This window comes from Teredinibacter purpureus (assembly GCF_014217335.1).
Taxonomy (GTDB): domain Bacteria; phylum Pseudomonadota; class Gammaproteobacteria; order Pseudomonadales; family Cellvibrionaceae; genus Teredinibacter; species Teredinibacter purpureus.
Genome location: NZ_CP060092.1, coordinates 136,012 through 158,068, shown reverse-complemented (window position 1 = coordinate 158,068; position 22,057 = coordinate 136,012). Strand labels below are relative to the sequence as shown.

At 47.6% G+C, this 22,057-nt stretch carries 23 protein-coding genes; 16 read left to right on the top strand and 7 right to left on the bottom strand.

The window, feature by feature from the left end; genetic code table 11:
- Positions 1 to 105: 105 nt before the first annotated feature.
- Entirely contained in the window at positions 106 to 813 is a 708-nt protein-coding gene (locus H5647_RS00620; RefSeq protein WP_052691777.1) for a ComF family protein, read from the bottom strand.
- Positions 814 to 938: 125 nt separating this feature from the next.
- On the opposite strand from H5647_RS00620, the gene bioB reads away from it, so the two are divergent.
- From bioB to H5647_RS00580, 8 genes are all read left to right on the top strand, one after another.
- Positions 939 to 1,994 (top strand): biotin synthase BioB, encoded by a 1,056-nt coding sequence (gene bioB / locus H5647_RS00615; RefSeq protein WP_045855595.1) that lies wholly within the window; start codon positions 939 to 941, stop codon positions 1,992 to 1,994.
- A gap of 165 nt (positions 1,995 to 2,159) precedes the next feature.
- Complete coding sequence (gene bioF, locus H5647_RS00610; RefSeq protein ID WP_045855594.1) at positions 2,160 to 3,332, top strand: 8-amino-7-oxononanoate synthase; 1,173 nt, start codon at positions 2,160 to 2,162, stop codon at positions 3,330 to 3,332.
- A gap of 3 nt (positions 3,333 to 3,335) precedes the next feature.
- Complete coding sequence (gene bioC, locus H5647_RS00605) at positions 3,336 to 5,048, top strand: malonyl-ACP O-methyltransferase BioC (RefSeq protein WP_082086906.1); 1,713 nt, start codon at positions 3,336 to 3,338, stop codon at positions 5,046 to 5,048.
- On the top strand, positions 5,049 to 5,762 hold the full coding sequence (bioD, locus tag H5647_RS00600) for a dethiobiotin synthase (protein ID WP_045855593.1): 714 nt from the start codon (positions 5,049 to 5,051) through the stop codon (positions 5,760 to 5,762). It begins immediately after the preceding gene.
- A 229-nt stretch (positions 5,763 to 5,991) separates the two neighbouring features.
- Positions 5,992 to 6,891, top strand: a complete 900-nt coding sequence (locus H5647_RS00595) for an SPFH domain-containing protein (RefSeq protein WP_045860910.1) — start codon at positions 5,992 to 5,994, stop codon at positions 6,889 to 6,891.
- A 124-nt stretch (positions 6,892 to 7,015) separates the two neighbouring features.
- Entirely contained in the window at positions 7,016 to 7,204 is a 189-nt protein-coding gene (locus tag H5647_RS00590; RefSeq protein WP_045855592.1) for a hypothetical protein, read from the top strand.
- On the top strand, positions 7,205 to 7,729 hold the full coding sequence (locus H5647_RS00585) for a hypothetical protein (protein ID WP_045855591.1): 525 nt from the start codon (positions 7,205 to 7,207) through the stop codon (positions 7,727 to 7,729).
- Positions 7,650 to 8,384, top strand: a complete 735-nt coding sequence (locus H5647_RS00580; protein WP_162926253.1) for a hypothetical protein — start codon at positions 7,650 to 7,652, stop codon at positions 8,382 to 8,384. Before H5647_RS00585 ends, H5647_RS00580 begins: the two co-directional genes overlap by 80 nt.
- A gap of 145 nt (positions 8,385 to 8,529) precedes the next feature.
- On the opposite strand, the gene H5647_RS00575 is transcribed toward H5647_RS00580, so the two are convergent.
- Entirely contained in the window at positions 8,530 to 10,155 is a 1,626-nt protein-coding gene (locus tag H5647_RS00575) for a cellulose binding domain-containing protein (protein WP_082086905.1), read from the bottom strand.
- An 826-nt stretch (positions 10,156 to 10,981) separates the two neighbouring features.
- Here H5647_RS00575 and H5647_RS00570 point away from each other — a divergent pair.
- From H5647_RS00570 to H5647_RS00550, 5 genes are all read left to right on the top strand, one after another.
- Positions 10,982 to 11,731 carry a DUF6748 domain-containing protein gene (locus tag H5647_RS00570; protein WP_045855589.1) on the top strand — a complete coding sequence of 250 codons (750 nt, stop codon included), beginning with the start codon at positions 10,982 to 10,984 and terminating at the stop codon, positions 11,729 to 11,731.
- 431 nt (positions 11,732 to 12,162) lie between these two features.
- A complete protein-coding gene (locus H5647_RS00565) occupies positions 12,163 to 12,474 on the top strand; it encodes a hypothetical protein (protein WP_045855588.1) in 312 nt (103 codons plus the stop codon).
- Between the two features lie 168 nt (positions 12,475 to 12,642).
- Positions 12,643 to 13,536: a putative metalloprotease CJM1_0395 family protein gene (locus H5647_RS00560; RefSeq protein ID WP_045855587.1), complete on the top strand. Its 894-nt coding sequence runs from the start codon at positions 12,643 to 12,645 to the stop codon at positions 13,534 to 13,536.
- A gap of 105 nt (positions 13,537 to 13,641) precedes the next feature.
- Positions 13,642 to 15,420, top strand: coding sequence for an acyl-CoA dehydrogenase C-terminal domain-containing protein (locus H5647_RS00555; protein WP_045855586.1), 1,779 nt, complete (start codon positions 13,642 to 13,644; stop codon positions 15,418 to 15,420).
- A gap of 60 nt (positions 15,421 to 15,480) precedes the next feature.
- Positions 15,481 to 15,657: a DUF3094 family protein gene (locus H5647_RS00550; protein WP_045855585.1), complete on the top strand. Its 177-nt coding sequence runs from the start codon at positions 15,481 to 15,483 to the stop codon at positions 15,655 to 15,657.
- A gap of 28 nt (positions 15,658 to 15,685) precedes the next feature.
- On the opposite strand, the gene H5647_RS00545 is transcribed toward H5647_RS00550, so the two are convergent.
- Positions 15,686 to 16,147: an EVE domain-containing protein gene (locus H5647_RS00545; RefSeq protein WP_045855584.1), complete on the bottom strand. Its 462-nt coding sequence runs from the start codon at positions 16,145 to 16,147 to the stop codon at positions 15,686 to 15,688.
- 21 nt (positions 16,148 to 16,168) lie between these two features.
- On the bottom strand, positions 16,169 to 16,483 hold the full coding sequence (locus tag H5647_RS00540; RefSeq protein ID WP_045855583.1) for a hypothetical protein: 315 nt from the start codon (positions 16,481 to 16,483) through the stop codon (positions 16,169 to 16,171).
- A 458-nt stretch (positions 16,484 to 16,941) separates the two neighbouring features.
- On the opposite strand from H5647_RS00540, the gene H5647_RS00535 reads away from it, so the two are divergent.
- The 3 genes from H5647_RS00535 to H5647_RS00525 all read left to right on the top strand — a co-directional run bounded on the left by H5647_RS00535 (position 16,942) and on the right by H5647_RS00525 (position 18,910).
- Entirely contained in the window at positions 16,942 to 17,628 is a 687-nt protein-coding gene (locus H5647_RS00535) for a GntR family transcriptional regulator (protein WP_045855582.1), read from the top strand.
- A 452-nt stretch (positions 17,629 to 18,080) separates the two neighbouring features.
- Entirely contained in the window at positions 18,081 to 18,509 is a 429-nt protein-coding gene (locus H5647_RS00530) for an FKBP-type peptidyl-prolyl cis-trans isomerase (protein ID WP_045855581.1), read from the top strand.
- Complete coding sequence (locus H5647_RS00525; protein WP_045855580.1) at positions 18,509 to 18,910, top strand: acyl-CoA thioesterase; 402 nt, start codon at positions 18,509 to 18,511, stop codon at positions 18,908 to 18,910. Before H5647_RS00530 ends, H5647_RS00525 begins: the two co-directional genes overlap by 1 nt.
- Positions 18,911 to 19,000: 90 nt before the next feature.
- Here H5647_RS00525 and rdgC read toward each other — a convergent pair whose 3' ends face one another.
- The 3 genes from rdgC to H5647_RS00510 form a co-directional block, all read right to left on the bottom strand.
- Positions 19,001 to 19,909 carry a recombination-associated protein RdgC gene (gene rdgC, locus H5647_RS00520; RefSeq protein ID WP_045855579.1) on the bottom strand — a complete coding sequence of 303 codons (909 nt, stop codon included), beginning with the start codon at positions 19,907 to 19,909 and terminating at the stop codon, positions 19,001 to 19,003.
- 16 nt (positions 19,910 to 19,925) lie between these two features.
- Positions 19,926 to 20,561, bottom strand: a complete 636-nt coding sequence (locus H5647_RS00515) for an FKBP-type peptidyl-prolyl cis-trans isomerase (RefSeq protein ID WP_045855578.1) — start codon at positions 20,559 to 20,561, stop codon at positions 19,926 to 19,928.
- Between the two features lie 115 nt (positions 20,562 to 20,676).
- A complete protein-coding gene (locus H5647_RS00510) occupies positions 20,677 to 21,660 on the bottom strand; it encodes an acetylating acetaldehyde dehydrogenase (RefSeq protein WP_052691773.1) in 984 nt (327 codons plus the stop codon).
- Between the last annotated feature and the right edge of the window lie 397 nt (positions 21,661 to 22,057).

The window sequence follows — 22,057 nt, the reverse complement described above, 5'->3', positions numbered from 1 at the left end:
CTGAGGCGATATGGTTCGTACAATTATTGACCCTGCAGAGGGTATACGCAACGGTATTGTGTTATGTATTTGTTAATTGCTTGTCAAGATCAAACTATTGGGCTGTTATTGCTGCTTTGGGGTTCGAGCGAGCGCGCAAACCGTAATTTTATCGACACCATTACGTTTTAGCATTTGCGCGAGAATTTCAGCGGTTGCGCCGGTTGTAACAACGTCGTCAACCAAGCCTACGTGTCTCACAGAGCACGCTTGCTTCAGGTAGAAGGCGTGCCGATTATTGGCGAGGCGTTGTTTACGGGTTAATTGTTGTTGGTGGCGTGTTGCACGACGTTTTTTGAGCGGGTGTGCAAGCGGGATGGCGGTTTGTTTTGACAGTTGTTGCGCGATAATCTCTGATTGATTAAAACCACGTAAGGCTAAGTGCCGCCAGTGTAATGGCACTGGAACGAGAAGATCTGGTTTGTCGGAGGTTTTAGCTAGTGAGTTTTCTAGCATGCTTGTGAGTAGTGTGCCGACGCGTCTCTGGCCTCGGTGTTTAAATTGATTGATGAGTGTTGGTAGATGACCGGCATACAAAAAGGGAATAACACTCGCATCGTAGCTTGGCTTGTGCTGTTGGCATTCGCCGCAAATACCGGTGGCCGTTAGGGGTACAGAGCAAATCTCGCAAGAGAGCACAAGGGTAGGGAGATCTCTTTGACACTGCTCGCAAAGCGCATCAGAGCAGGGGTCATCGCATAAAAGGCAATGGTTGGGCAGCAGTAGGCTAAGAGTCTTCTGAAGCGCTTGTTGAATAGTCTTGTGAAATGTCACTCGCTTGATCCATGTGCTAGTCGCACTGAGTTGTAAACTTTAAAATGGCTTTCAGGTTGACAACTAAGCCCTCTCGTCTTTATTGTCCGCCTTTGGAAACCGACTTAGCTAGCGTGAGGAACCCTATGAACGTAGCCGCTAATACTCTTCGCAACAATTGGAAACGTGCTGAAGTGCAGCAATTGTTTGATCTGCCCTTTAACGATCTACTTTTCCAGGCCCAGCTGGTGCATCGCCAGCATTTTAACCCCAATGAAGTACAAGTTAGCACGCTCTGCTCAATTAAGACGGGCGCTTGCCCTGAAGATTGTGCCTATTGCCCACAAAGCGCTCGTTATGATACCGGCCTAGAGCGTGAAAAGTTGATGGCGGTAGAGAAAGTATTGGAAGAAGCTAAAGCGGCTAAAGCCAGTGGTGCTACGCGATTTTGTATGGGGGCCGCTTGGCGTTCCCCTAAAGCGAAAGATATGCAGTATGTCACCTCCATGGTAAAGGGCGTAAAAGACATGGGCATGGAAACCTGCATGACGCTGGGAATGTTATCTGCCGAGCAGGCGACTGAGCTAAGCGACGCAGGGTTGGATTACTACAACCACAATCTTGATACCTCGCCAGAATTTTACGACAGCATCATTACTACCCGTATTTATCAGGACCGACTAGACACCCTGGACAATGTTCGTTCGGCGGGCATGAAAGTGTGCTGTGGCGGCATTGTAGGTATGGGCGAGGAAGAAAACGATCGCGTGGGCTTATTACTAGAGCTGGCGAATATGAAAGAGCACCCAGAATCGGTGCCGATTAACATGTTGGTAAAGGTTGAGGGTACGCCCTTGGCAGAGCAAGCCGATTTAGACCCATTTGATTTTATTCGCACCGTAGCCGTAGCGCGCCTGTTAATGCCTGCATCGCATGTTCGGTTGTCGGCAGGCAGGGAAGATATGAATGATCAAATGCAAGCGTTGGCATTCTTGGCCGGTGCCAATTCCATTTTTTATGGCGAAAAACTGCTCACTACTCCTAACCCCGAAGCGAACAAAGATATGCAGCTGTTCAGCCGCTTGGGCATTAAACCTGAATCTCGCGAAGAGCTGCACACAGAGCAAGAGCAAAATGAGGCGATTGCCGACCAAATAGTAGAAGCGAAGATGGACCAGTTTTTTTACGATGCGGCGAATTAAGCTTGGCTTGTAGTGTGATCTGACAATGGCGCAATGGCGAGAGCCCGAGCCGGGGCTCTTTATAAATCCTCTGCCTTCCTAAGGTCGAGGGTTTTAGATGCAATCACTCCGTTTACGCCCTCAGCCTCTGTGCCAGTTCAAAAAACTAGTTAATTGAGGCTCTCCTTGAATCTAGACAAAACCTTAAAACCACAGCTCGAAGAGCGTCGTGACCAACATCGCTACCGTTCGCGCCGCGTGGTGGAATCTCCTCAGTCGGCGGTTATTCAAGAGAATGGCGTAGAGTTGTTAAATTTTTGCAGCAACGACTACCTCGGTCTAGCCAATCACCCCGAAGTGATAGCCGCTCTACAACACGGTGCAGGACAATGGGGGGTGGGCAGTGGAGCCTCACATTTGGTCAATGGCCACAGTGAAGAACACCATAAGCTCGAAGAAGAACTCGCCGCCTTTACGGGCCGTGAGCGTGCGCTGTTATTTTCGACTGGCTATATGGCCAATATAGGCGTCATTAATGCGCTGGTAGGTAAGGGCGATTTAGTGTTGCAAGATAAGCTTAATCACGCCTCCCTTATTGACGGTGGCCTTTTGGCTCGTGCCGACTTTGCTCGATACCCGCACAGCGATATGGCCCACCTCGAAAAGCGTCTACAAGCCAGTAAACACGCACGAAAGCTTATCGTTACCGACGGGGTGTTCAGTATGGACGGCGATCTCGCCGCGCTGCCGGACATGGCCACATTAGCCGCTGAATATGGTGCTTGGTTGATGGTAGATGACGCCCATGGTTTCGGCTGTCTTGGCAAAGAGGGGGCAGGAAGTGTCGAACTCTTTGGCTTGAATCAACACCAGGTACCGGTATTGGTTGGTACTCTGGGCAAGGCATTCGGTACTTTTGGTGCGTTTGTCGCAGGAAGTGAGGTGCTAATCGAGACCCTTATCCAGTATTCACGCTCGTATATATACACCACAGCACTGCCGCCTGCTGTCGCCGCAGCCACACGTAAAAGTTTAGCGCTGTTGCGTAAAAACAACGCAAAACGCCAGCATTTACAACAGCTTATCGTCCAGTTTCGCGCAGGTTGTGCGCAATTAGGGCTGGCACTTATGGACTCTGACTCCCCTATTCAGCCTGTAATGGTAGGAGGAGATCAGCAAGCGCTGAATATGGCCCGCCACCTGCACACAAAAGGATGCTGGGTTAGCGCGATACGTCCACCGACGGTACCGGAAGGTACTGCTCGATTGCGGGTAACGTTCACCGCAGAACACACGCCATCACAAGTGGCCCAACTACTCGAAGCCTTTGCTTACGCACAGACGCAAGAGCAGGAATAGCATATGACTGATATAGAAACGCCGGGTAACGCGGAAAAGAGCACGACTGTTATTAATGACAGTCTCACCAAATTGTTGCGCAAAAAAGAAGTGGCGCCCACCAACCCTATCGCCGACCGTTCTGTACTGGTGTTCTTGCATGGGTGGGGTTGTGACAGCCGCATGTGGGACTCTTTTTTACCTACCTTACTGGAAGCCATTGGCGACGAGCGCGACATGGTCTTTATTGACTTGCCCGGTTTCGGTTTTAATCGCGACTTGAGTGTTATTGATAGCGAAGAGCTACTGTTGCAACTATCGCGACAGCTTCCGTCTAACACAACGCTCATTGGCTGGAGCCTTGGCGGAATGATTGCTACGCAACTGGCGAGCCGTCATCCAGAAAAAGTAGGTCGTTTAATTACCATAGCCAGTAACCCGTGTTTTGTTCGCGACGAGTCTCCGGCGGGTGTGGGAAAAAGACCTTGGAAGCATGCCATGGAGCCCGAAACCTATACGGATTTTTGTGAGAGCTTTGTGCGCGATAGTGACGCAACCATTAAACGGTTTTTTGCGTTACAGACAATGGGGGATAGCGAGCGTCGTACGGTAGGTGATTTGCTGAAAAATGGCCAAGATTTTAATGCCGAAGAGCAGCAGCAAGCGTGGCATCAATCGTTGGGATACTTGGCGGATATCGACAACCGCACGGCTATGCGTACCTTGCCGCAGCCTGGCCTACATATTTTTGGTAAAGGCGATGCCCTCGTGCCTTTTGGTGCAAGTAGAATGGTGCAACGCTTGGCGCCAAGCCACTGGGTAGAGACCATTGCCGGCGCGGGTCATGCCCCGCATTTAAGTCATCCTCGTCATGTGGCGGCTGCGATTAATTCATTTTTAGAACATCAGCCTTCGCGTTTAAGTCAGCGTAAAAAACGCATTGCTAATTCTTTTAGCAGTGCCGCTAAGCAGTACGATACGCTTGCGCGCCTGCAAAAACGTGTGGTCGATTCTCTGGTGGAGTTTAGCGTAGGAACGGATGATTCTGTTGGCCAGACGTTGCTCGACCTTGGTTGTGGTACCGGTTATTGCATGGAGCGCATGCTGCAAGAATTTCCCGCTATCGCTCAACCAGAAGGTCGAATACATGCGCTTGATATCGCCGAAGGCATGTTGGAGCAGGCCGAACAAAAATTTGATGACTTAGGTTTGGGGGAGCAAATTCAGTGGCACCTCGGTGATATGGAATCGTTGCCGTTTGTTGATGGCACCTTTGATGGGTGTATTTCGAGTTTAACGGTTCAGTGGAGTGAAAATCTTCAGCAGCTGTTTGAGGAGGTGTATCGAGCGCTTAAACCAAGTGGCTGGTTTGCGTTTTCAACACTCGGGCCAGAGACGTTGTTTGAATTAAAATCGGCTTGGCAACAGGTAGATGAATTTGCACATGTTAACCAGTTTATGCCGTTGGAAAGCATCAAAGAAGTCGCTGAACAAGCGGGCTTTACCATTGTTGCCTACAAATCTGAAACGCCTGTACTGTATTACCATGACGTTATCGATTTAATGCGTGAGCTTAAAGGTATTGGGGCACACACTATTAATGAAGGACGGCAGCAAGGGCTAATGGGGCGCAGTACGTTCAGCCGTTTGCAGCAGGCCTACAGCGCGTGGCTAGATCCCGATCGTGGGCTGCCTGCACGCTATGAAGTTTATTATTTATATTTGAGAAAAGCCTAAATGAGCCACGCCTTTTTTGTGACAGGTACGGATACCGACGCTGGAAAAACCTTGATCACGGCTGCGCTTATAGAATGCGCTAACCACGCAGGGTATAAAACATTGGGCCTAAAGCCGCTGGCGGCTGGCGGTGTTCAGACCCCTGACGGCATTCGGAATGAGGATGCATTACAGCTTCAGCAGGTGGCCTCGTTAAAGCTTCCTTACCGTCAGGTTAATCCCGTGTTACTTAACGACGCGATGGCACCACATATTGCTGCCGCACGTGAGAAGAAGCGCTTGTCGGTTGAATCGTTGGTAGGTTATACGCGCGGTGCCATGATGCCGTCGCCCAAAGGCGGAAAAGCCGATGTGTGTTTTATTGAAGGTGCTGGCGGTTGGCGTGTACCGCTCTCGCCCAATCAGACCACGGCAGACTTTGCCAAAACGTTAGGCTTACCCGTGATTATTGTAATTGGTCTAAAACTAGGCTGTTTAAACCATGCGTTATTAACCTTAGAGGCGGTGCAGCGAGACGGCCTTCGCGTGGCGGGGTGGGCGGCAACTCAAGTTGATCCTGACATGAGTGTGGTACAAGAGAATCTCGACACGTTAAAAGCCTTGTTGCCCGATGCGTATTTAGGCTTTGTTCCATGGTTAGATCATGCAACGCCAGCCCTGGCGGCAGAGTACCTTCAGTTTGACGTATTAATACCTGGTGCTGCGGCCGAGTAGCGCTTTCTTACTCTTCTTTTCCGTTCTTTCTTTTACCCAATCCACCGCATAGCGCCAAGACTGCTGCGGAGGGCTATGTCTTATCGCTTACAGTCTGTATTCCAGCCCTTTCATTGACGCCTAAGTTGCCGGTTTTGTGGTGAGACTATGGATAGCCGGAATGTGTACATTGACAGATGATCTCAAAGTGATATCATTTTGGTATCGATTGGTAACCGGAGATGTGAAAATGGCTAATCAAGACAATGGTTCTACATTCAACGTAGAGCAAAGGATTATTGCGAAAAGCGGGTGGCTAATGCTATTGGTAGGTGTTGCGGCCGTGGTCACGGGGTTGGTGTGCTTTGGTTTTGGGGTGGGCACGGGTGTGCCATTGCTTGTTATTTTAGCGATAATGTCAGCTGCGACAGGTGCTTTTATTTTTGCTGGTTTGTTTACGTTGCAGCCTAATACCGCGGCCTTGTTTATTTTATTCGGCGCTTACAAAGGCTCCGTTCATAACAGTGGTTTTCGTTGGCGGAACCCGCTAACACGTGTGCAAAAAATATCGCTACGCGCTCGTAACCTTAATGGTGACCGTTTGAAAGTAAACGATAAGCGCGGCAACCCAATAGAAATTGCGATAGTGGTGGTGTGGCGCGTAAGAGATACCGCACAAGCGACTTTTGATGTGGATGATTATGAGCATTATGTAGCGGTGCAAAGTGAATCTGCTGTTAGACACTTAGCCAGTCGATATGCGTACGATCATCAAGAAGAAAGTGACGAGTTAGTACTGCGTTCAGCAACCGACACCGTGAATAAAGCGTTGCAAGACGAGCTGCAAGAACGTTTAGGTAAAGCCGGCATAGAGGTGGATGAGGCACGGTTAACCCATCTTGCTTACGCACCTGAAATTGCACAAGTAATGTTGAGACGACAGCAGGCAGAAGCGGTAGTAGCGGCTCGCGCGAAAATAGTGCAAGGAGCGGTAGGCATGGTCGAAATGGCGCTAGATGAGTTGGCTGAGCGCGGCGTTGTCGAGCTGGATGCTGAGCGTAAAGCATCGATGGTGAGCAACCTGTTAGTTGTACTGTGTGCAGAGTCGGATGTACACCCCGTTGTGAATACTGGTACTTTGTACAATTAAGATAGAGGGGTGAGGTAAAGAGCGGGCCTCACCTGTTTGATGGACGCTTATTGGGATATGAACGACCTTCTGCCTCTGTAAGCCTATTAATTTTTTAAGACATTTGTCAGGTGTACTCATTTTTATGGTCAGTCCAAAACGAAAATCATTTGCTCTGCGTATTGACCCCAAGCTTTGGAATGAAATTGAAGCGTGGGCTCATCAGGAGTTTCGTAGTGTGAATGGACAGATCGAGTATCTACTGAGAGAGGCGGTCAATCGTAGAAAAGGCTCTGAGGCCAAATCAAAGCCCGAAGAGCCCGAGGGTAGCTAAATGGATATAAAACATTTTTTTAAAATGTCAGACCGCAAATCTAAGTGCGGTAATGCGGGGGCCTTTACAGCCATCCTGTTAGGCTTTTTCTATGTGCTTTTGCCTTTGATTAGCAACGTTACGGGGCGCGATGATTCTTGGGGTACATGGCATTTGTTTAGTGCGGATAACGCTGCGCAATCTGTTTCGTTTGTGCTTGATGACAACGATAATAAAATTGTTGATTTACAAGGACGGTGGCGTTTTATGACAGGTGATAACGCCGCATGGGCTGCGCCATATTTTGATGATAGCGCATGGGATACGCTCGTAGTTCCGTCGAAATGGGAAGATCAGGGCTACGCCGACTATGATGGCTTTGCCTGGTATCGCCGTCATTTTCAGTTGAGCACGGAAGCTTCATCACAAGCGCTTTACGCCATAATGGGGCGCATAGATGACATTGATGAAGTCTTTATTAACGGGCATAAAATTGGTGGAATTGGCAGTTATCCACCTAACGTATTGGCTGCGTGGGGGGAGTGAGCGTACGTACGCTATTCCATCGGACATTCTGAATTTTGATGGTGATAATGTTATTGCCGTTCGTGTGTACGATGTTCGTATGGGCGGAGGGATCTATGACAGTAAAATAGGGGTATATCACTTTGAATTGGTACAGCCCTTATTATCGCTAGGGGGTGTTTGGGAGTTTCGTAAAGGGCATGATCCAAATTGGAAAAATAACGAAAGCGATAACACAGGATTTTTATCCGTTTTTATTCCGCATTATTGGGAGTCAGTTGTCGGCCCGTACAATGGGCACGCATGGTATCGCAAACAGTTTGGCCCTTTGCCAATGGCAGAAGATACAACGCTGGTGTTATTGTTAGGTCAAATCGATGATGTGGATGAGACGTTTATCAACGGTGTGAGTATTGGTCGTACGGGTGACGAATCGACTAGCCAGCAAGAGAATTTTTATCGCCAGTATAGAGCCTACGAGTTTTCGTCTACATTATTGGCTCACGACAATAGAATTGCCGTACATGTGTATGACGGCGGGCAAGGCGGTGGAATGTATTCGGGCCCAATAGCGCTGCTAACCAAAACAGATTATCTTTTATTAAAAAAACAGTTGGCAGAAAAAACTGGCCTTAGCTGGGATAAAACGACTGATTGGTTGTTGGGGCGTGATTAAGGCAGGCTGATACTGTAGGAATATGTTTTCTGCGTTCGATGCTTGTCGAGCATCTTGTAGCGTTACAATACAGCATAGCCAAAGGCATACAGGCCACGCTGTATTGTAAGGATAACGCTTACGTTAGCATTGTAGTTGTCACTAATCAGTTACAGCCGATCGATCCGGTGGATACCACAATATCATCCATCCATACGTCGACATTATTGTCGCTAAAACTATGCCAGCCAAAGGCAATCTCGGTAAACTTGTCGCTCATCCAAGTTGCGCCTAACGCGCCATTGTTCCAGTCGGAACCTTCATCGATGGTGTGTACCAACGTACCGTTAACCCATGCGTTCAACGTGTCGTATGCAGGTTCTGAAAGGAATGCGACTTCGACGCAGTGCCAAGTGTCAGACGCGAATGCAGGGCCATTTCCCCAGTTTTCCATTGTCGGTGCAATGTTGTCACTTGGAACTTCGTTTGTGCCAATAACCCCTTTAATTTCACCAAAACGCACTTCGTTATTGGCGTTGCCTGCGGAGCCGCGTAACGCAATGAGCGTTTCGTGGTTGTCACCGGGATTCATACCCAGTTGACGGGTCATGTAAACCCATGCGCGTACATAGAGTGTGTCAGTACCCGATGGGATTGCACGAGCAATCATCGCGGGATTAGCGCCACCGCTAAAATGTACAGCGTTAGATCCACCATGGGCGCGGCCCGTTTCAACTAGTGCGTATGTGGAACCATTGGGGTTAGGGCCATTTGCTTGCCATGAGATGAAGTTGTCCCAATCAGACGGCTGTTGGCCATCAGTACCGGATTCAAAGTCCTCTGAAAAAATAACATTACCGGCAGTGCTGGAGCTAGAGGAGCTGCTAGAACTAGAACTGCTGCTCGAGCTAGAGGATGATGAGCTAGAGCTAGTAGAACTGCTACTAGAGCTAGAGGATGATGAGCTAGAGCTAGAGCTAGAGCTAGAATCGCTACTGGAAGAGGACTCGCTTGAGCTGTTTCCGCCGCCGACAATACCGCCGTTTCCGTCTTGACCTTCACAGGTTTCTCGACCGATACAGCTGCTAGAATTTTCCCATCCCCATCCACTACTTTGGTTGTCGCATAACGCATAGAGAGTGCCGTACCAATCACATTGCGCTTCGCCATTACCGACAGAGCTGCTGGAAGAACTGCTGCTAGAGGGAACCGAAGAACTGCTGCTGGAGACGCTGCTAGCCGAACTGCTAGAGCTGCTTGACGGTGTGGAAGAGCTGCTACTGGAGACGCTGCTTACCGAACTGCTAGAGCTGCTTGACGGTGTGGAAGAGCTGCTAACTGAACTGCTTGACGAGCTGCTGCTCGAAGGCGTGGAACTGCTACTGGATGAGCTGGAGGCACTGCTGTCGCATGCATCGCCGGTAAGCGTCGGAATTTCTGCCGCGCCGCCTGATGTGGTGCCCTGTAAGCCAAATTCAACGGATTGCCCCGGTTGAATAGAACCGTTCCAGCCAAGGTTGCTAGCGGTGTAAGGGTTGTCGCCTGAAAAATTAACATTCCATGCATTACCTACACGGTTGTCGCCGGTATATTCCCAATTAACTTCCCAGCCGTTTAATGCGCTGGTGCCGTTATTTGACACTACAATCTTCGCCGAAAAGCCACTTCCCCATTCGTTATCAATAGTGTAATCACACGCAGCAAAAACACTGGGCGCGAGAGTGGAGATTAATGCAGCAAACGATAGGGATTTGCACGCCTGTTTAAAATGTAAAAGCCCTTGTGGGGACATAGTGAATCCTTAAATGTAATGATTACTTTTGATTGTTGCGATTGTGCCGCCGGTTAAAAACCGTCGGTCATCGGAGAAACCGGAATAACGTTGTCGGTTGGCAGCATTGAGATAACGTTTCCCAGTGTGTTTAGCTCAATACAGCGGAGCAAAATTATTGTTTAGTGACGAATGTTAAACGCCAAAGTTATAGAGGGCGCGACATCAAGAAAATCCGTCTAAATTTAATCTTCGTCGATAATGTAGGCGCTGCAATGTTGTGCGCGTTAGTGCGTTACGAGATTGATCTGGCGTAGCAAGAAACACCACAATATTATTGTTATAAATGAACGGATTAAAGGTCGAGGATAGTAGCGGAAGCGGTTGCTATAAATAAAGATATAAATAAAAACAATGTGAAGGATATTGGATACTGGTTAACAGAAATGTATTTATTTGTTTGGTTTTTTTATTTTGTCAGTTGATGTGAGGTATTTGTTTGGTGTGTTTTTAATTGAAAATATATCGTTGTATACGTAATGCAGGTCTGTTCTATTTAATAAGTTAAATTTCTGTATGGTTTAATGTATTTTTCGACGAGACTCTTGGTTGGCTCGCGAGCAAGGGACATAAGTTGACGTATTCTTTTTACGATAATTTGGCGTAAAGAAGTGTAAAAAGGTGAAAAAAAGGGGGCTTATCTGCCTTATTGACAGCTGTATCCACATGTATGTATTGCACTCGCGGGTAGGCCGCCTAGAATCACTTTCGGCCATTGGAAGTAAAAACAAATGAATATTGGTGTGGTAGTGGCCTTTAATCCAAATTTAAATAGGGAACAATAATTATGAAAAATATACAGCGTTTAATTCATGTGTTTGTTTTAAGTTGTGCCTTTTTAATGGCCACGAACGTCTGGGCTCAGAATAATGTTGGATCGTCGTTGGAGGCTGGATCGATTAATACATTAGTGTATTCGGTTGCGCCGGATTATCGTCGTTGCGTTTTTCCTCTTTGTGGCGGTTATTGGTTGACGCCAGTTAATCGTGTATCCACTCATGTTCCTTCGCTTGATGAGGCTGACGCTGGAGTTATTATTGAACCATCGCCGATTTATGTTGCGAGTATAGAGTTTGCCAAACTCGGTTTAAGCAGCGCCCAAATTACAGAATTTAAAGGCCTTATTGGCGAAGGGCGTGCGTTGGTAAGCGGTGTTCTTAGTGATTTTGAATGGGCTTATAATACGTTCGATGTGCAAATGTTGACGGCAACGGGCGTATGGGGAAGCGCTAATAATAATGCTCCCGTAGGCAGTTTTTTAGAGGTAAGCTCCTCGGGTATTGTGTGCATTACAACGCCTTGCCCTTATTACAATGCACAGCAAATAAACACGTTCTATTCGTTTCTGTTTCACGAACTTAATTTCGATCGTGCAGAGCTTACGTCTTCGCAGTTATTGCTAGCCCAAAGTTTGGTGTCTAAAAAATCACTCATCTTAACGGGAGCTCGATTCGTGTCCCAGGGTGTAGCGGGTAACGGTGTTGGTATTGCTGCCACACAGGTATTTTTTCCGTTTCCAAGTAAAGTACTGTACTAACTTACGGTACTAGGCTTCCTGCATTAACTTTTAGATACGTCTTAATAGCTGGAATTGTTGGCGGTGTGATTTTAAGCTGCAATTTTTAACGTGGCGAGAATAGGCGGTTTATTAATATTTACTTTATAAAAGGGGCTGTAATCTTTGGTTATAAGCCCTTTTTAATGAACGGCGCTAAGTGGCGTTTTTTTTGCGCCGGTTTACCGTTCAGTCGCTACCGTTTTTATGCGATTCAGTTCTATTTGACATCTTTGTTTATGTCTTCAGCGCTGTTGCGCGGTATATATAAACAAATTCCCCAAATGACGTTTCTGTTACCACCAAACAGTCTTACTTATTGCGGTAAACGGCGCCATTTTGACTGTTTATTATCCGCTAACCTGCGTACACTTTTTAGGTGAAAGAAGTTTATTGCCGGATGAGGTTTTCCCATGATTAATTCAGTGATGAGCGAAGGTCTGCGTGGTATGCAGAACAGTCAGCGAGAAATGCTGAAGTCTGCGGATGAAATCGCCAAAGCAAATGTGCGTGAGAATCCGGCTACTCAAGCGGTTGATCAAAAACCGTTGCCAACGAACGAGCCTCTCGCTGCTGTAGAGCGTTCCAACAAGTCCGATTCAGGTGGCAGTATTGCTGAACCTTTGATTGAATTGCGACGTCAAGAGCAGTTGTTTACCGCATCTGCCAAACTTATCTCTGTGGCGGATGATGCCCTTGGGAGCCTAATTGATGTTAAGTCGTGAAGTTATTATGAATTTTATCCATTGGCTGTTAGGAACGCCCCAGCCGCCAGAGGCATTGCTCATTCCTATAGATGAGGAAGAGCGTAAAGAGGCTAGGCGACGCCCTCCGCATTAGGGCCGCTAGCTTTATAGTCGAGTATAAAACTCGTTATTGTTTGGTAGAGCGTTATGATTGGTAGTCACCTACCCGCACCTTTGGCGAATCAGATCGCCGTTTTTAACCCTTCTGGCCAGCCGCCAGAGGGAGATGAGAGGGCGTCTGCAAGAGATACAACACTCAAACCTGTGGAGCCGTTGGCGGCCAGCGGCCGGCAGCAGCTTCGAAGCGGTGCTGCCGACTCTCCTCCTTTGGGTGTCTCGCCAGATAAAAGCGAAGAGGCAGGCCAGGGGCTCGGAACTATTTTAGCTGGGGACAGCAGTGGCAACGACACTGAAGATACACTGGCGTTATCTTCAGAAGTGGGGCGAGAACAGGATGCGCGTGAGGCACGACAGCTTGAGCTGGATCAGCGTGAAATATCGCGTTTGGCATCACGGGACAGAGAGGTACGGGCGCACGAGCAAGCGCATTCGTCTGTCGGTGGCCAGCATGCTGGTGCTGCGCAGTATCAATATGAAAATGGGCCTGACGGTGTTCGTTATGCCGTAGGTGGAGAGGTGCCCATTAATGTTGGGCGTGAAGCATCCCCAGAGGCAACCTTACGAAAAGCTGAGATCGTTAAGCGTGCGGCACTAGCGCCCGCGGAGCCATCACCGCAAGATCGTCGGGTGGCCGCAGAGGCGTCACGGTTACAGGCGGATGCACAAAGAGAAATTATTGCGCAGCAAACGGCCTCTACGGAAGAAAGTGATAGCTCAGACGTCGATGGCAATAAAGATGGCGTGATTGCTTCTAATGGCGCTAGCACTGAAGATCGAGAACCCGCAAGTCGTTCGGATGATATTGGTAGCCGTTCGGTACGGGCGGCCGATAACATCGTAAGCTCTCGCCTTAGTCAGGGTATTGCCAATACTAGCCTTAGTTCTCGAGAGCCAGGCACAATTCTAGATCAACTCGTTTAACCTTCCCCTACTCTGAAGCAATATGTGATCAACTGGGGCGCATATTGCTCTGGAGATTCTTCTTCTTAACACCTACTTTTAAATAATAACGTATAGGAGAAGCTAATGGCTGCTTACCGAGCTCCACTTGAGGATATTCGATTTGTACTTAAACACCAGCTCAATGCAGAGGATCACTGGCGGCTTATGCCTGCGCTCGATGATGTGGATATGGAAACCGCCGATGCCATATTAGAGGAAGCTGCGAAATTAATGCAGGAGGTAGTGGCCCCCTTAAACCGAGGTGCGGATGAGCAAGGGTGCCAGTTTGATCGGGGGGAGGTCGCTAGCCCCGATGGATTTAAAAATGCCTATCAGCACTATTGCGAGGGCGGTTGGGGAGCGTTAGCGGGCAATCCCGAACATGAAGGCATGGGGATGCCTAAAAGCTTAGTGGCTGCGGTAGAAGAAATGTTGCAAGGCAGTTGTATGGCCTTTGGTTTGGCGCCTATGCTTACGGCGGGCGCCTGTTTAGCGATTGATGCACATGCAAGCGAAACGTTAAAAGCGCGATATTTAGCGAAAATGTATAGCGGTGAATGGGCCGGCGCTATGGACCTGACAGAGCCACACGCAGGCACTGACTTGGGGTTGATTCGCGCGCGCGCTGAACCACTTGAAAATGATCAATATTGTTTAACCGGCACGAAAATATTTATTACATGGGGTGAGCATGATATGGCCGAGAATATCGTGCATCTGGTACTCGCAAAGCTGCCCGATGCGCCTGCGGGTTCTCGTGGTATTTCTTTATTTTTGGTGCCTAAGTTTTTGCCCGGAGAAGATGGTGGGCTGGGTGAACGCAATCATGTGCATTGCGGTTCAATCGAAAAGAAAATGGGCATCAAAGGCTCGGCGACTTGTGCCATGAATTTTGATGGTGCAACAGGTTGGTTGGTGGGTGAGGCGAACCGCGGTTTAGCGGCGATGTTTACGATGATGAATTACGAGCGCTTGGCGGTGGGCATTCAAGGAGTCGGTTTGGCCGAGGCATCGTATCAAAGTGCGGTGGAATATGCGCGTGAACGGTTACAAAGCCGAAGCCCTAGCGGTGTAACATGCCCCGACAAAGAGGCCGATCCTTTGCTTGTCCACCCCGATGTTCGGCGAATGTTAATGTCGATGCGAGCGTTAAATGAAGGTGGGCGGGCTTTCTACATTTTTGTTGCGCAATGGTTGGATTTAGCGAAGTTCAGTGAAAACCCTGAACAAAAAGCGCACGCGGAGAAAATGGTGGCGTTGCTTACGCCTATTGCGAAGGCATTTTTAACGGACAGAGCATTTGATACTGCAGTATTAGGCCAGCAGGTTTTCGGTGGCCATGGTTATATTCGAGAGTGGGGGCAAGAGCAGCATGTGCGCGATATTAGGATTACGCAAATCTACGAAGGCACCAATGGTATACAGGCTATGGATCTAATGGGCCGAAAAACTATCGCCTGCAATGCTGAGTTATTGGGCCTATTGCTTGTTGATATCAATACTTACCTAAGCCGCGCGGGGCATGTCAGTATTGGTCTAGAGCTTGCCCCCCAGCTGCGTGTTGCCATAGACCGCGTTAAAAGTACGACGGCCAATATAATGGAGCAATCAACGCGTGATGCGAACGCTATGGGCGCTGCCGCCGTTGATTACCTGAATATGATGGGATACCTCTGCTACGGTTACATGTGGTTAAGGGCGGCCATTGAGGTAAATTCGTTAGATGATGAAATTTTGGTGCATGCGAAGCAGGCCACCGCGCGTTATTATTTTCAGCGTGTATTACCCGAAGTGGAGCTGTTAGCGACGCGTATTGCGGTAGGTTCATCGAGCGTGATGGGCCTGAGGGATGAATGCTTTTAGGGGCTGCGCTACACTAGCGACTTTTGTTAAACGTGTTGTAAGCCTTTCTAGAGAACTTAAATGCCTGAGCTTTATCCTGACGATCAGAAAAAAGTAGACGCCTACCTAGCCAGTAATGTGAATGCCGTCGAGCGCAAAGAATTTAAACCGTTGCGCTTGCTGGGCATAATCTTCGTGTGCCTAGGAGCAATAACACTCGTAAGCTACCTAATAGCGATTGGCCACGGCGTGATCTAAGTGGCGGGAGCGTAGAGCGATGTAGGGGTTAGCGAGACGATAGTGCCATGATTGCGTTAAATTCTTCAGGCGTTACGGGTTGAATAGACAAACGCCCTTGCTTCAGGAGAACCATGCCAGAGAGCTTTTCGGTCGCTTTGAGCTGAGCGAGCGGCAGAGGTTTTTGAAATCGTTTTTGCAGGGTGATATCGACACTGAACCAGCGCGGGTTTGCTGTGCTCGATTTACCATCAAAATATGTCGATTGTTGATCAAACTGAGAGGGATCTGGGTAGGGATTGCTTACGACCTTAGCGGTGCCCACGATGGCGGTAGGTTTACAGCTGCTGTGGTAGATCAAAACCTCGTCACCCTTGCAGAGTTTATCCCGAATAAAATTACGTGCCTGGAAGTTGCGAATACCGTCCCAGCGAGTAGTGGCGGAGTGCTCGGCGGCGAGATCTTCGATACTGTAAGCATCGGGCTCAGTTTTAAATAGCCAATACATCATATTTGGGGTTCGTTGTGGAGCCTAATCTACCCATACCCAGCGAAGCGGTTCACCAAAATCGTCGGTGATCAATTTTTTATGTGGGCGCCGAGTACGGTTTAAGGGTGAGTGGGTGCCGTTATGGCGGCGAGCGTCAACTTGCTTGATCACCTCGGTGACGGGGGTTCTCTCTTGTTTTGGCGGGAAGCTAGCACTATTCGAAAATAGGTGGGTGTTATCTGTATTCCCACTTTGTCCGGACGCAACGTTCTCCACCTCGCCACCTGTGGCAAGAAATTGGTTTATCTGGTCATTTAACTCTTGGCGTAACTGAGCTTTCGTTTTTAAGGGTTTCATAACAGCCTACCTAATACATCCCTACAATTAAAGCATAACTAAAGCCGTTTGGGGGAGGTCATTTTAAAGTACTGTTGTAGGGGGTGTAGCCATAATAGTTTCAGTTTTTAGTATGGTGTTTCGAAAACACAAGTGTGGGATGAAATGAATTCGTTAATCAAATTGCAGGAGCCAACAAAAGGTAGTCAAACAAAAGGATTATTTTATTAATGATACGGCCATTAGTTTTTACCATGCATAACTTCACTTGCATCCATTAACGCAAGAGAGTTGCATGGCAAGGTTGATACGAAAGTAGGAATTTTAAGTAAACATACTTTGAATTGCGAATTCCGTCCGTTATCTTTCCCCTTAAATCGAATGCGAATGATACAATTTGTTTCGATTGGGGGCGCTGGTTTTTTTGCCAGTGGATATAAAAATAAAACACATTAGATTGCACATATAAGAATGCGATTATGAGCGAACAATACGAAGTAGAAGAGGCGGGCTTATCACGAGTCGAAAAAGCCTACCGAAAATTAAAAAGTAGTATTCTGGGGAATGAATACCCTCCAGGTTATCAAGCTTTAGAACCCGAGATTGCGCGCAGTTTGGGCGTTAGTCGGACGCCAGTTCGAGAAGCTCTCATTAGGCTAGAGGCGGAAAAATTAATTGAGCTAATACCTCGTCGCGGCATGCGAGTATTACCGTTAGTTCCAGCCGACATTATAGAAATAAGTCAGGTTTTAACGGGTTTAGAGTGTACAGCGGTAGAGTTGCTGGCTAAGCAAAATCTTGGGGCGGATACATTAATGCCTATGAAAGATTCCGTAAATGAAATGCAGCAAGCACTTAGCGTAGATGATATTGATGCGTGGGCGCATGCCGAAGAAAAATTTCATCGGTTGCTTGTATCGTTATCAGGTAATAAGCGCTTGGCTATACTGGTTGGAACTGTTCGTGCACAAGCACACCGAGCGCGTAATATAACCTTGAAATTGCGACCCAAACCTTCTAGTTCTACGCAAGCGTATGTCGAAGTTTTCGACGCGATAGCGATAGGAGACTGGGAAAAAGCGAAGGCTCGGCATTATCATTTACGTCAGGAAATAACCGATATTCTTCGTCAAGTTCTCGATCGTTACCAGCTGCCGCATTTGTAAAGTAATAGGGCGAATGGCGTTATCTTGAGTAACATGTAGAGACGTCATTAATAGTTGACCCAAGCTTTAGTTAGTTAACGAGTGCACTAACGGCGGCTTGGGTTTTTATTTGTATTCGGCCGTCATGTCTATAGTGTGTTCTCTCCCTTCTTTGATCTTTCTTACCGAAGACGCATTTAGCTGATAGCGTATGAGTGTCTGTAGTTTTCGTGGTCCCTCGCCGGCAAATTTTTTTCCTTTCTTAATTAACACCCCTTCAGGCTATAGCTCTTCGCGTACTGTCAATAAGTTCAAACGTTTGTTTGCTTTGTAAGTCGAATAGATTTTCGAGTACTCTGTTGTCTTGGTCAGCGTGATGGGTGGAGTGTGTAAAATGAACTGTTACTACGTTTTAATAGGGTGCGGCTGTTTCTGGCATGGCGCGGGGTTCAATGACAACGGTATGAACGAATATGAAGCAGAAGAAAAAGCTAAATAAAGGCTCGGCAGGGCAAAATCGGAAGCTAGGTGAGGCCTATCTAGAAAAGTATAGCTTGCGAGCAGAGGCGATGATTACCGAAAGTGGTTTGTTGTACAGTGTTATTGAGGAGGGCGACGGTAGCCGACCAACGGAAAGCGACACCGTTGTGGTGAACCAGCGAGTGTTGAGCGCTGATGGAGGTGTGATAGCCGATACTTATAAAACGGGCATGCCAGATAAATTTTTAATGTCTGAGGCTATACCCGGTTTACGCGAAGGGTTGATGTTAATGGAACCGGGTGCTCGTTATGAATTGGTCGTGCCGCCTGAATTGGCTTGGGGGAAGCGCGGGGCAAGCAATAAGATAGGCCCCAACGCCGTATTAATTTTTGATGTGAGATTGTTAGAGGTAAAATTTTAATGGAATATAGTCATAAGTTGGAGTTGAAGGTAAGAGACTACGAATGTGATTTGCAGGGTGTCGTGAACAACAGTGTGTATCAGCAATATTTAGAGCATGCTCGTCATGAATTTTTGTTGGAGGTTGGGGTTAATTTTGCGGCGTTAGCGGAAAAAAAGATTAATTTGGTGGTTATTCGTACAGAGCTTGATTACAAGCAGTCTTTAAGGCCGGGTGAAGTATTTTGGGTGGGAACCTCATTGGTTCGCTCTTCTAAAATTCGTTTTAATTTTAACCAAGGTATTTTTCGGAAAGGTAGTGATACGCCGGTTCTCCTCGCTAAAATTACAGCGACTTCTCTAAATGAGCGTGGTCGCCCATTTTTGCCGAACTTTCTGCTTGAACTTTTTGACGAGTTATAAAAATAAACGTATAAACCCTCTCTAGTAAGACCCAGCGGGTTTATACGTTTGCCTGCAAGTTTTTCGCTTTTGAATGCAAAAGTGGTCAAACTATTCTGAAGTATTCTCTCCGCCAAGCGCGATGAGCAAGTCGCTAATAAAGTGTTTTAGCTCCATTGCCATAATGGAAAAATCGGCGTCAAATTGTTCAGCCATCGATTCAGCATGACGATCGTTGGCTTTATCGAGCAGCGTATCTTCAAACTTTACGCGCTTGATGGCCAATTGGTCGTCCAGTATAAAATGAATCGTATCCTTCCACGTTAATGCAAGTTTGCTGACAATCATGCCGGAATTAATGTGGTTGAGTATTTCGTCTGCTGTTAAATCTTGGTTCTTGCAGCGAATTATTCGACCTTCCTTCGCGGCTTGCAGTTCGCACTCTTCGCCAAGTGTAAATGGGGCAGGCGCAGCGCCATCTCTTATCCAGCTGGTCATTGCGGCTACAGGCGCGGTGTGACTGGAAAGTGGTATTGCTGGAAACGAGCCAAGTGCTTCTCGTAAACCGCTTGCAAGTTCTTCTGCGCGCTTACTTGAAGATGCGTTGGCGATCATCCAGCTTTCGTTGGGCGCAATATAAGCAAAGTCGAACGAAGATTTTGCTAGTGCACGCGGCATCAAAGAGAAAATAACTTCGTCTTTGATGCTGTCGCGTTCTTTTCGCCCTACGGAGCGACCTTCTTCGGCGGAGATGGCAATAATGCGCTCTTCCATTTCCTCTTTTATGACGGCAGCGGGCAGAATTTTTTCCTGTCGCTTTGCGCAGACCATAATGTTGCCATTACAAGCGTGAATCAATTCGGTGCCGTTTCGCCCGAGCGGCGGTACCCATCCGTAACGGACGGGGTCGAGCTTGCCGCAGGGCTGAAACCCAAAAGGTTCAAGTGCTTCCGCGAGAGCTTCCGGTGTTGTGTCGAACGCTCGGTTTAGGCGGAATATCCGCAGGTTTTTAAACCACATGATGTGTCATCCAGCCTTAAGAGACTATTGCGATCAGTTCTACTTCAAAAACGAGTGCCGAGTATGGACCAATTGCTCCGCCAGCACCTTGTGCACCGTAAGCCAGTTGATAAGGGATGAATAATCGCCATTTAGATCCTGCGGGCATCAGTTGTAATGCTTCTGTCCAGCCGGCAATTACACCATTGACGGGGAATTCAGCAGGTTCGCCACGCGTTACCGAGCTATCAAAAACGGTGCCGTCGATGAGCGTACCGTGATAGTGGGTGCGTACGGTTGATGCTGCAGAAGGCTTGTCGCCGTCACCTGCCGTTAAAACTTCATATTGAAGTCCACTTTCTGTAACGGTAATACCTGGTTTAGCGGAATTCTCGGCTAAAAATGCTTCACCGTCAGCTGCAAATGTTTTAGAGCGTTCGGCTTCGTCGGCTTCTACGCGTTGACGTATTTCTGCGAAAGCCACTTGTAAGTCGGCTTCAGGCACGACTGGCTCTTTGCCTTCTAAGGCGTGAACAACGCCAAGGGCGACAGCTTGGAAGTTCATTCCGTCAAAGGTGTTTGACGAAAGCTGCTTGCCTACTTGCAGGCCAATACCATAGCTCACACGGCTTTCAGAGGATTCTAGAGAGGGATTGTTGGCTGAATCGGTCATGTTTATGCGTCTCTTGATAATGAAAAAGGGGCGCAGTTTAACATGAGGAATCCAGCCGTGAAGGGTCGTTTAACAAACAGTTCTTCGGCGTCAAACGACGGTCACGCTTCAATCATTAAGCTGTTGTGGCCATGCCTTTGTTGCCTTTGCCTAGCATTCCCCAGATGGCGCCAAGGGCTCCGTGCGTGGCTTCGCTTGTACTCTCATGCTCTTGGATAGGCTCTATCCCCATATAAGTTGCATAATTTTCAGCAATTGCAATAGCGGCACAATTGATTATGTCTAGGTTACCAGCATAAGCAGGAATCCAGTCGCCTTGCCCTCTTACGCTAACTAATAGTTCGATAGCGCCATTTTTGTATGTAGGTGTTCCCACAATGTTGTAGCCAGGCACTTGCTTTCTTACCTCGGCAACGCGTTGTTGAAGCGGCTCATACAGCTTGGATAGGTCAGAGTCGTCTGTGTACGCCCGAATACAGGTGAGCATGTCGGGCTTCCATTTACTTTTTTCGAGCTGCAGATCAACTAGTACATCTTGCACGCAGGAGTAGGCTGAAATTGCAGAGGCAGTGCTGGTGTAGTACTCATCTATATTGGCGAGTGTACCAGGCCCTACTGAATCGGCGGCAAGGTGAGAGCGCACTTCGAGCTTGGTAATATCTGAATATGTTTTAGACAATGTATTGATCACAGGAATGGAGGCCTGTCCTCCGCATGTCACCATATTAATATTAGGCTCGTGCGTAACGGCATCGGCATCAATCGTCGGGATACAAAATCGACCGACTTTTGCGGGTGTTAAATCGATAGCTTTAATGCCTTCCCGCTCAAAGTAGATTGCATGTTCACGGTGGTGAGCGGCTGATGTTGCATCAAAGACTAGGTCGAGTTTCCCCTCGTAGTCTTTAAATGCTTGCAGACTTTTGTCGGAGACTTTGACACCAAGAGATTGGGCTTTTTTTATGCCCGGGGAGTCTAAATTTCGACCAACAAACAGATCGCACTGCAGTTGTTTTGACCGCTGAATCTTTATTAGTAAATCGGTTCCAATTTTACCCGAACCAATAATGCCAACTCTTAATTTCAAAGGGATAGCCATGTACTACATGCTCCTCATACGCATCTCGAAAGTGTTGCAAAAATAAAACCGATAACTTTTGCGGTGATTTACCTCACAGAGAAAAGAATTTCCTTATCTCGCGAAAAGGTCAGTGTGTCGCTTTAGTTTACATAACATGTTTTGCAATATGTGAAACTTACGGGTGCCACAGAACGTTTTTGGGTGCCAGAAAGTGTTAACTCGTCATTAGTTTTTGAAGAAAGTATGAATCCGGCGATTGAATTACTTAATAAATACGCTAGCGCATTTGTATGTGATCGATAAGTGGAGTTGCTCGGGCGATGAGCGGTGAATTGTTTTTTTTCGGATCGCATTTGTATCGTGGCGTATTCAGATTTTTTTACAGTTTTTTATCGCGTGAATAAACGTGGTTAAG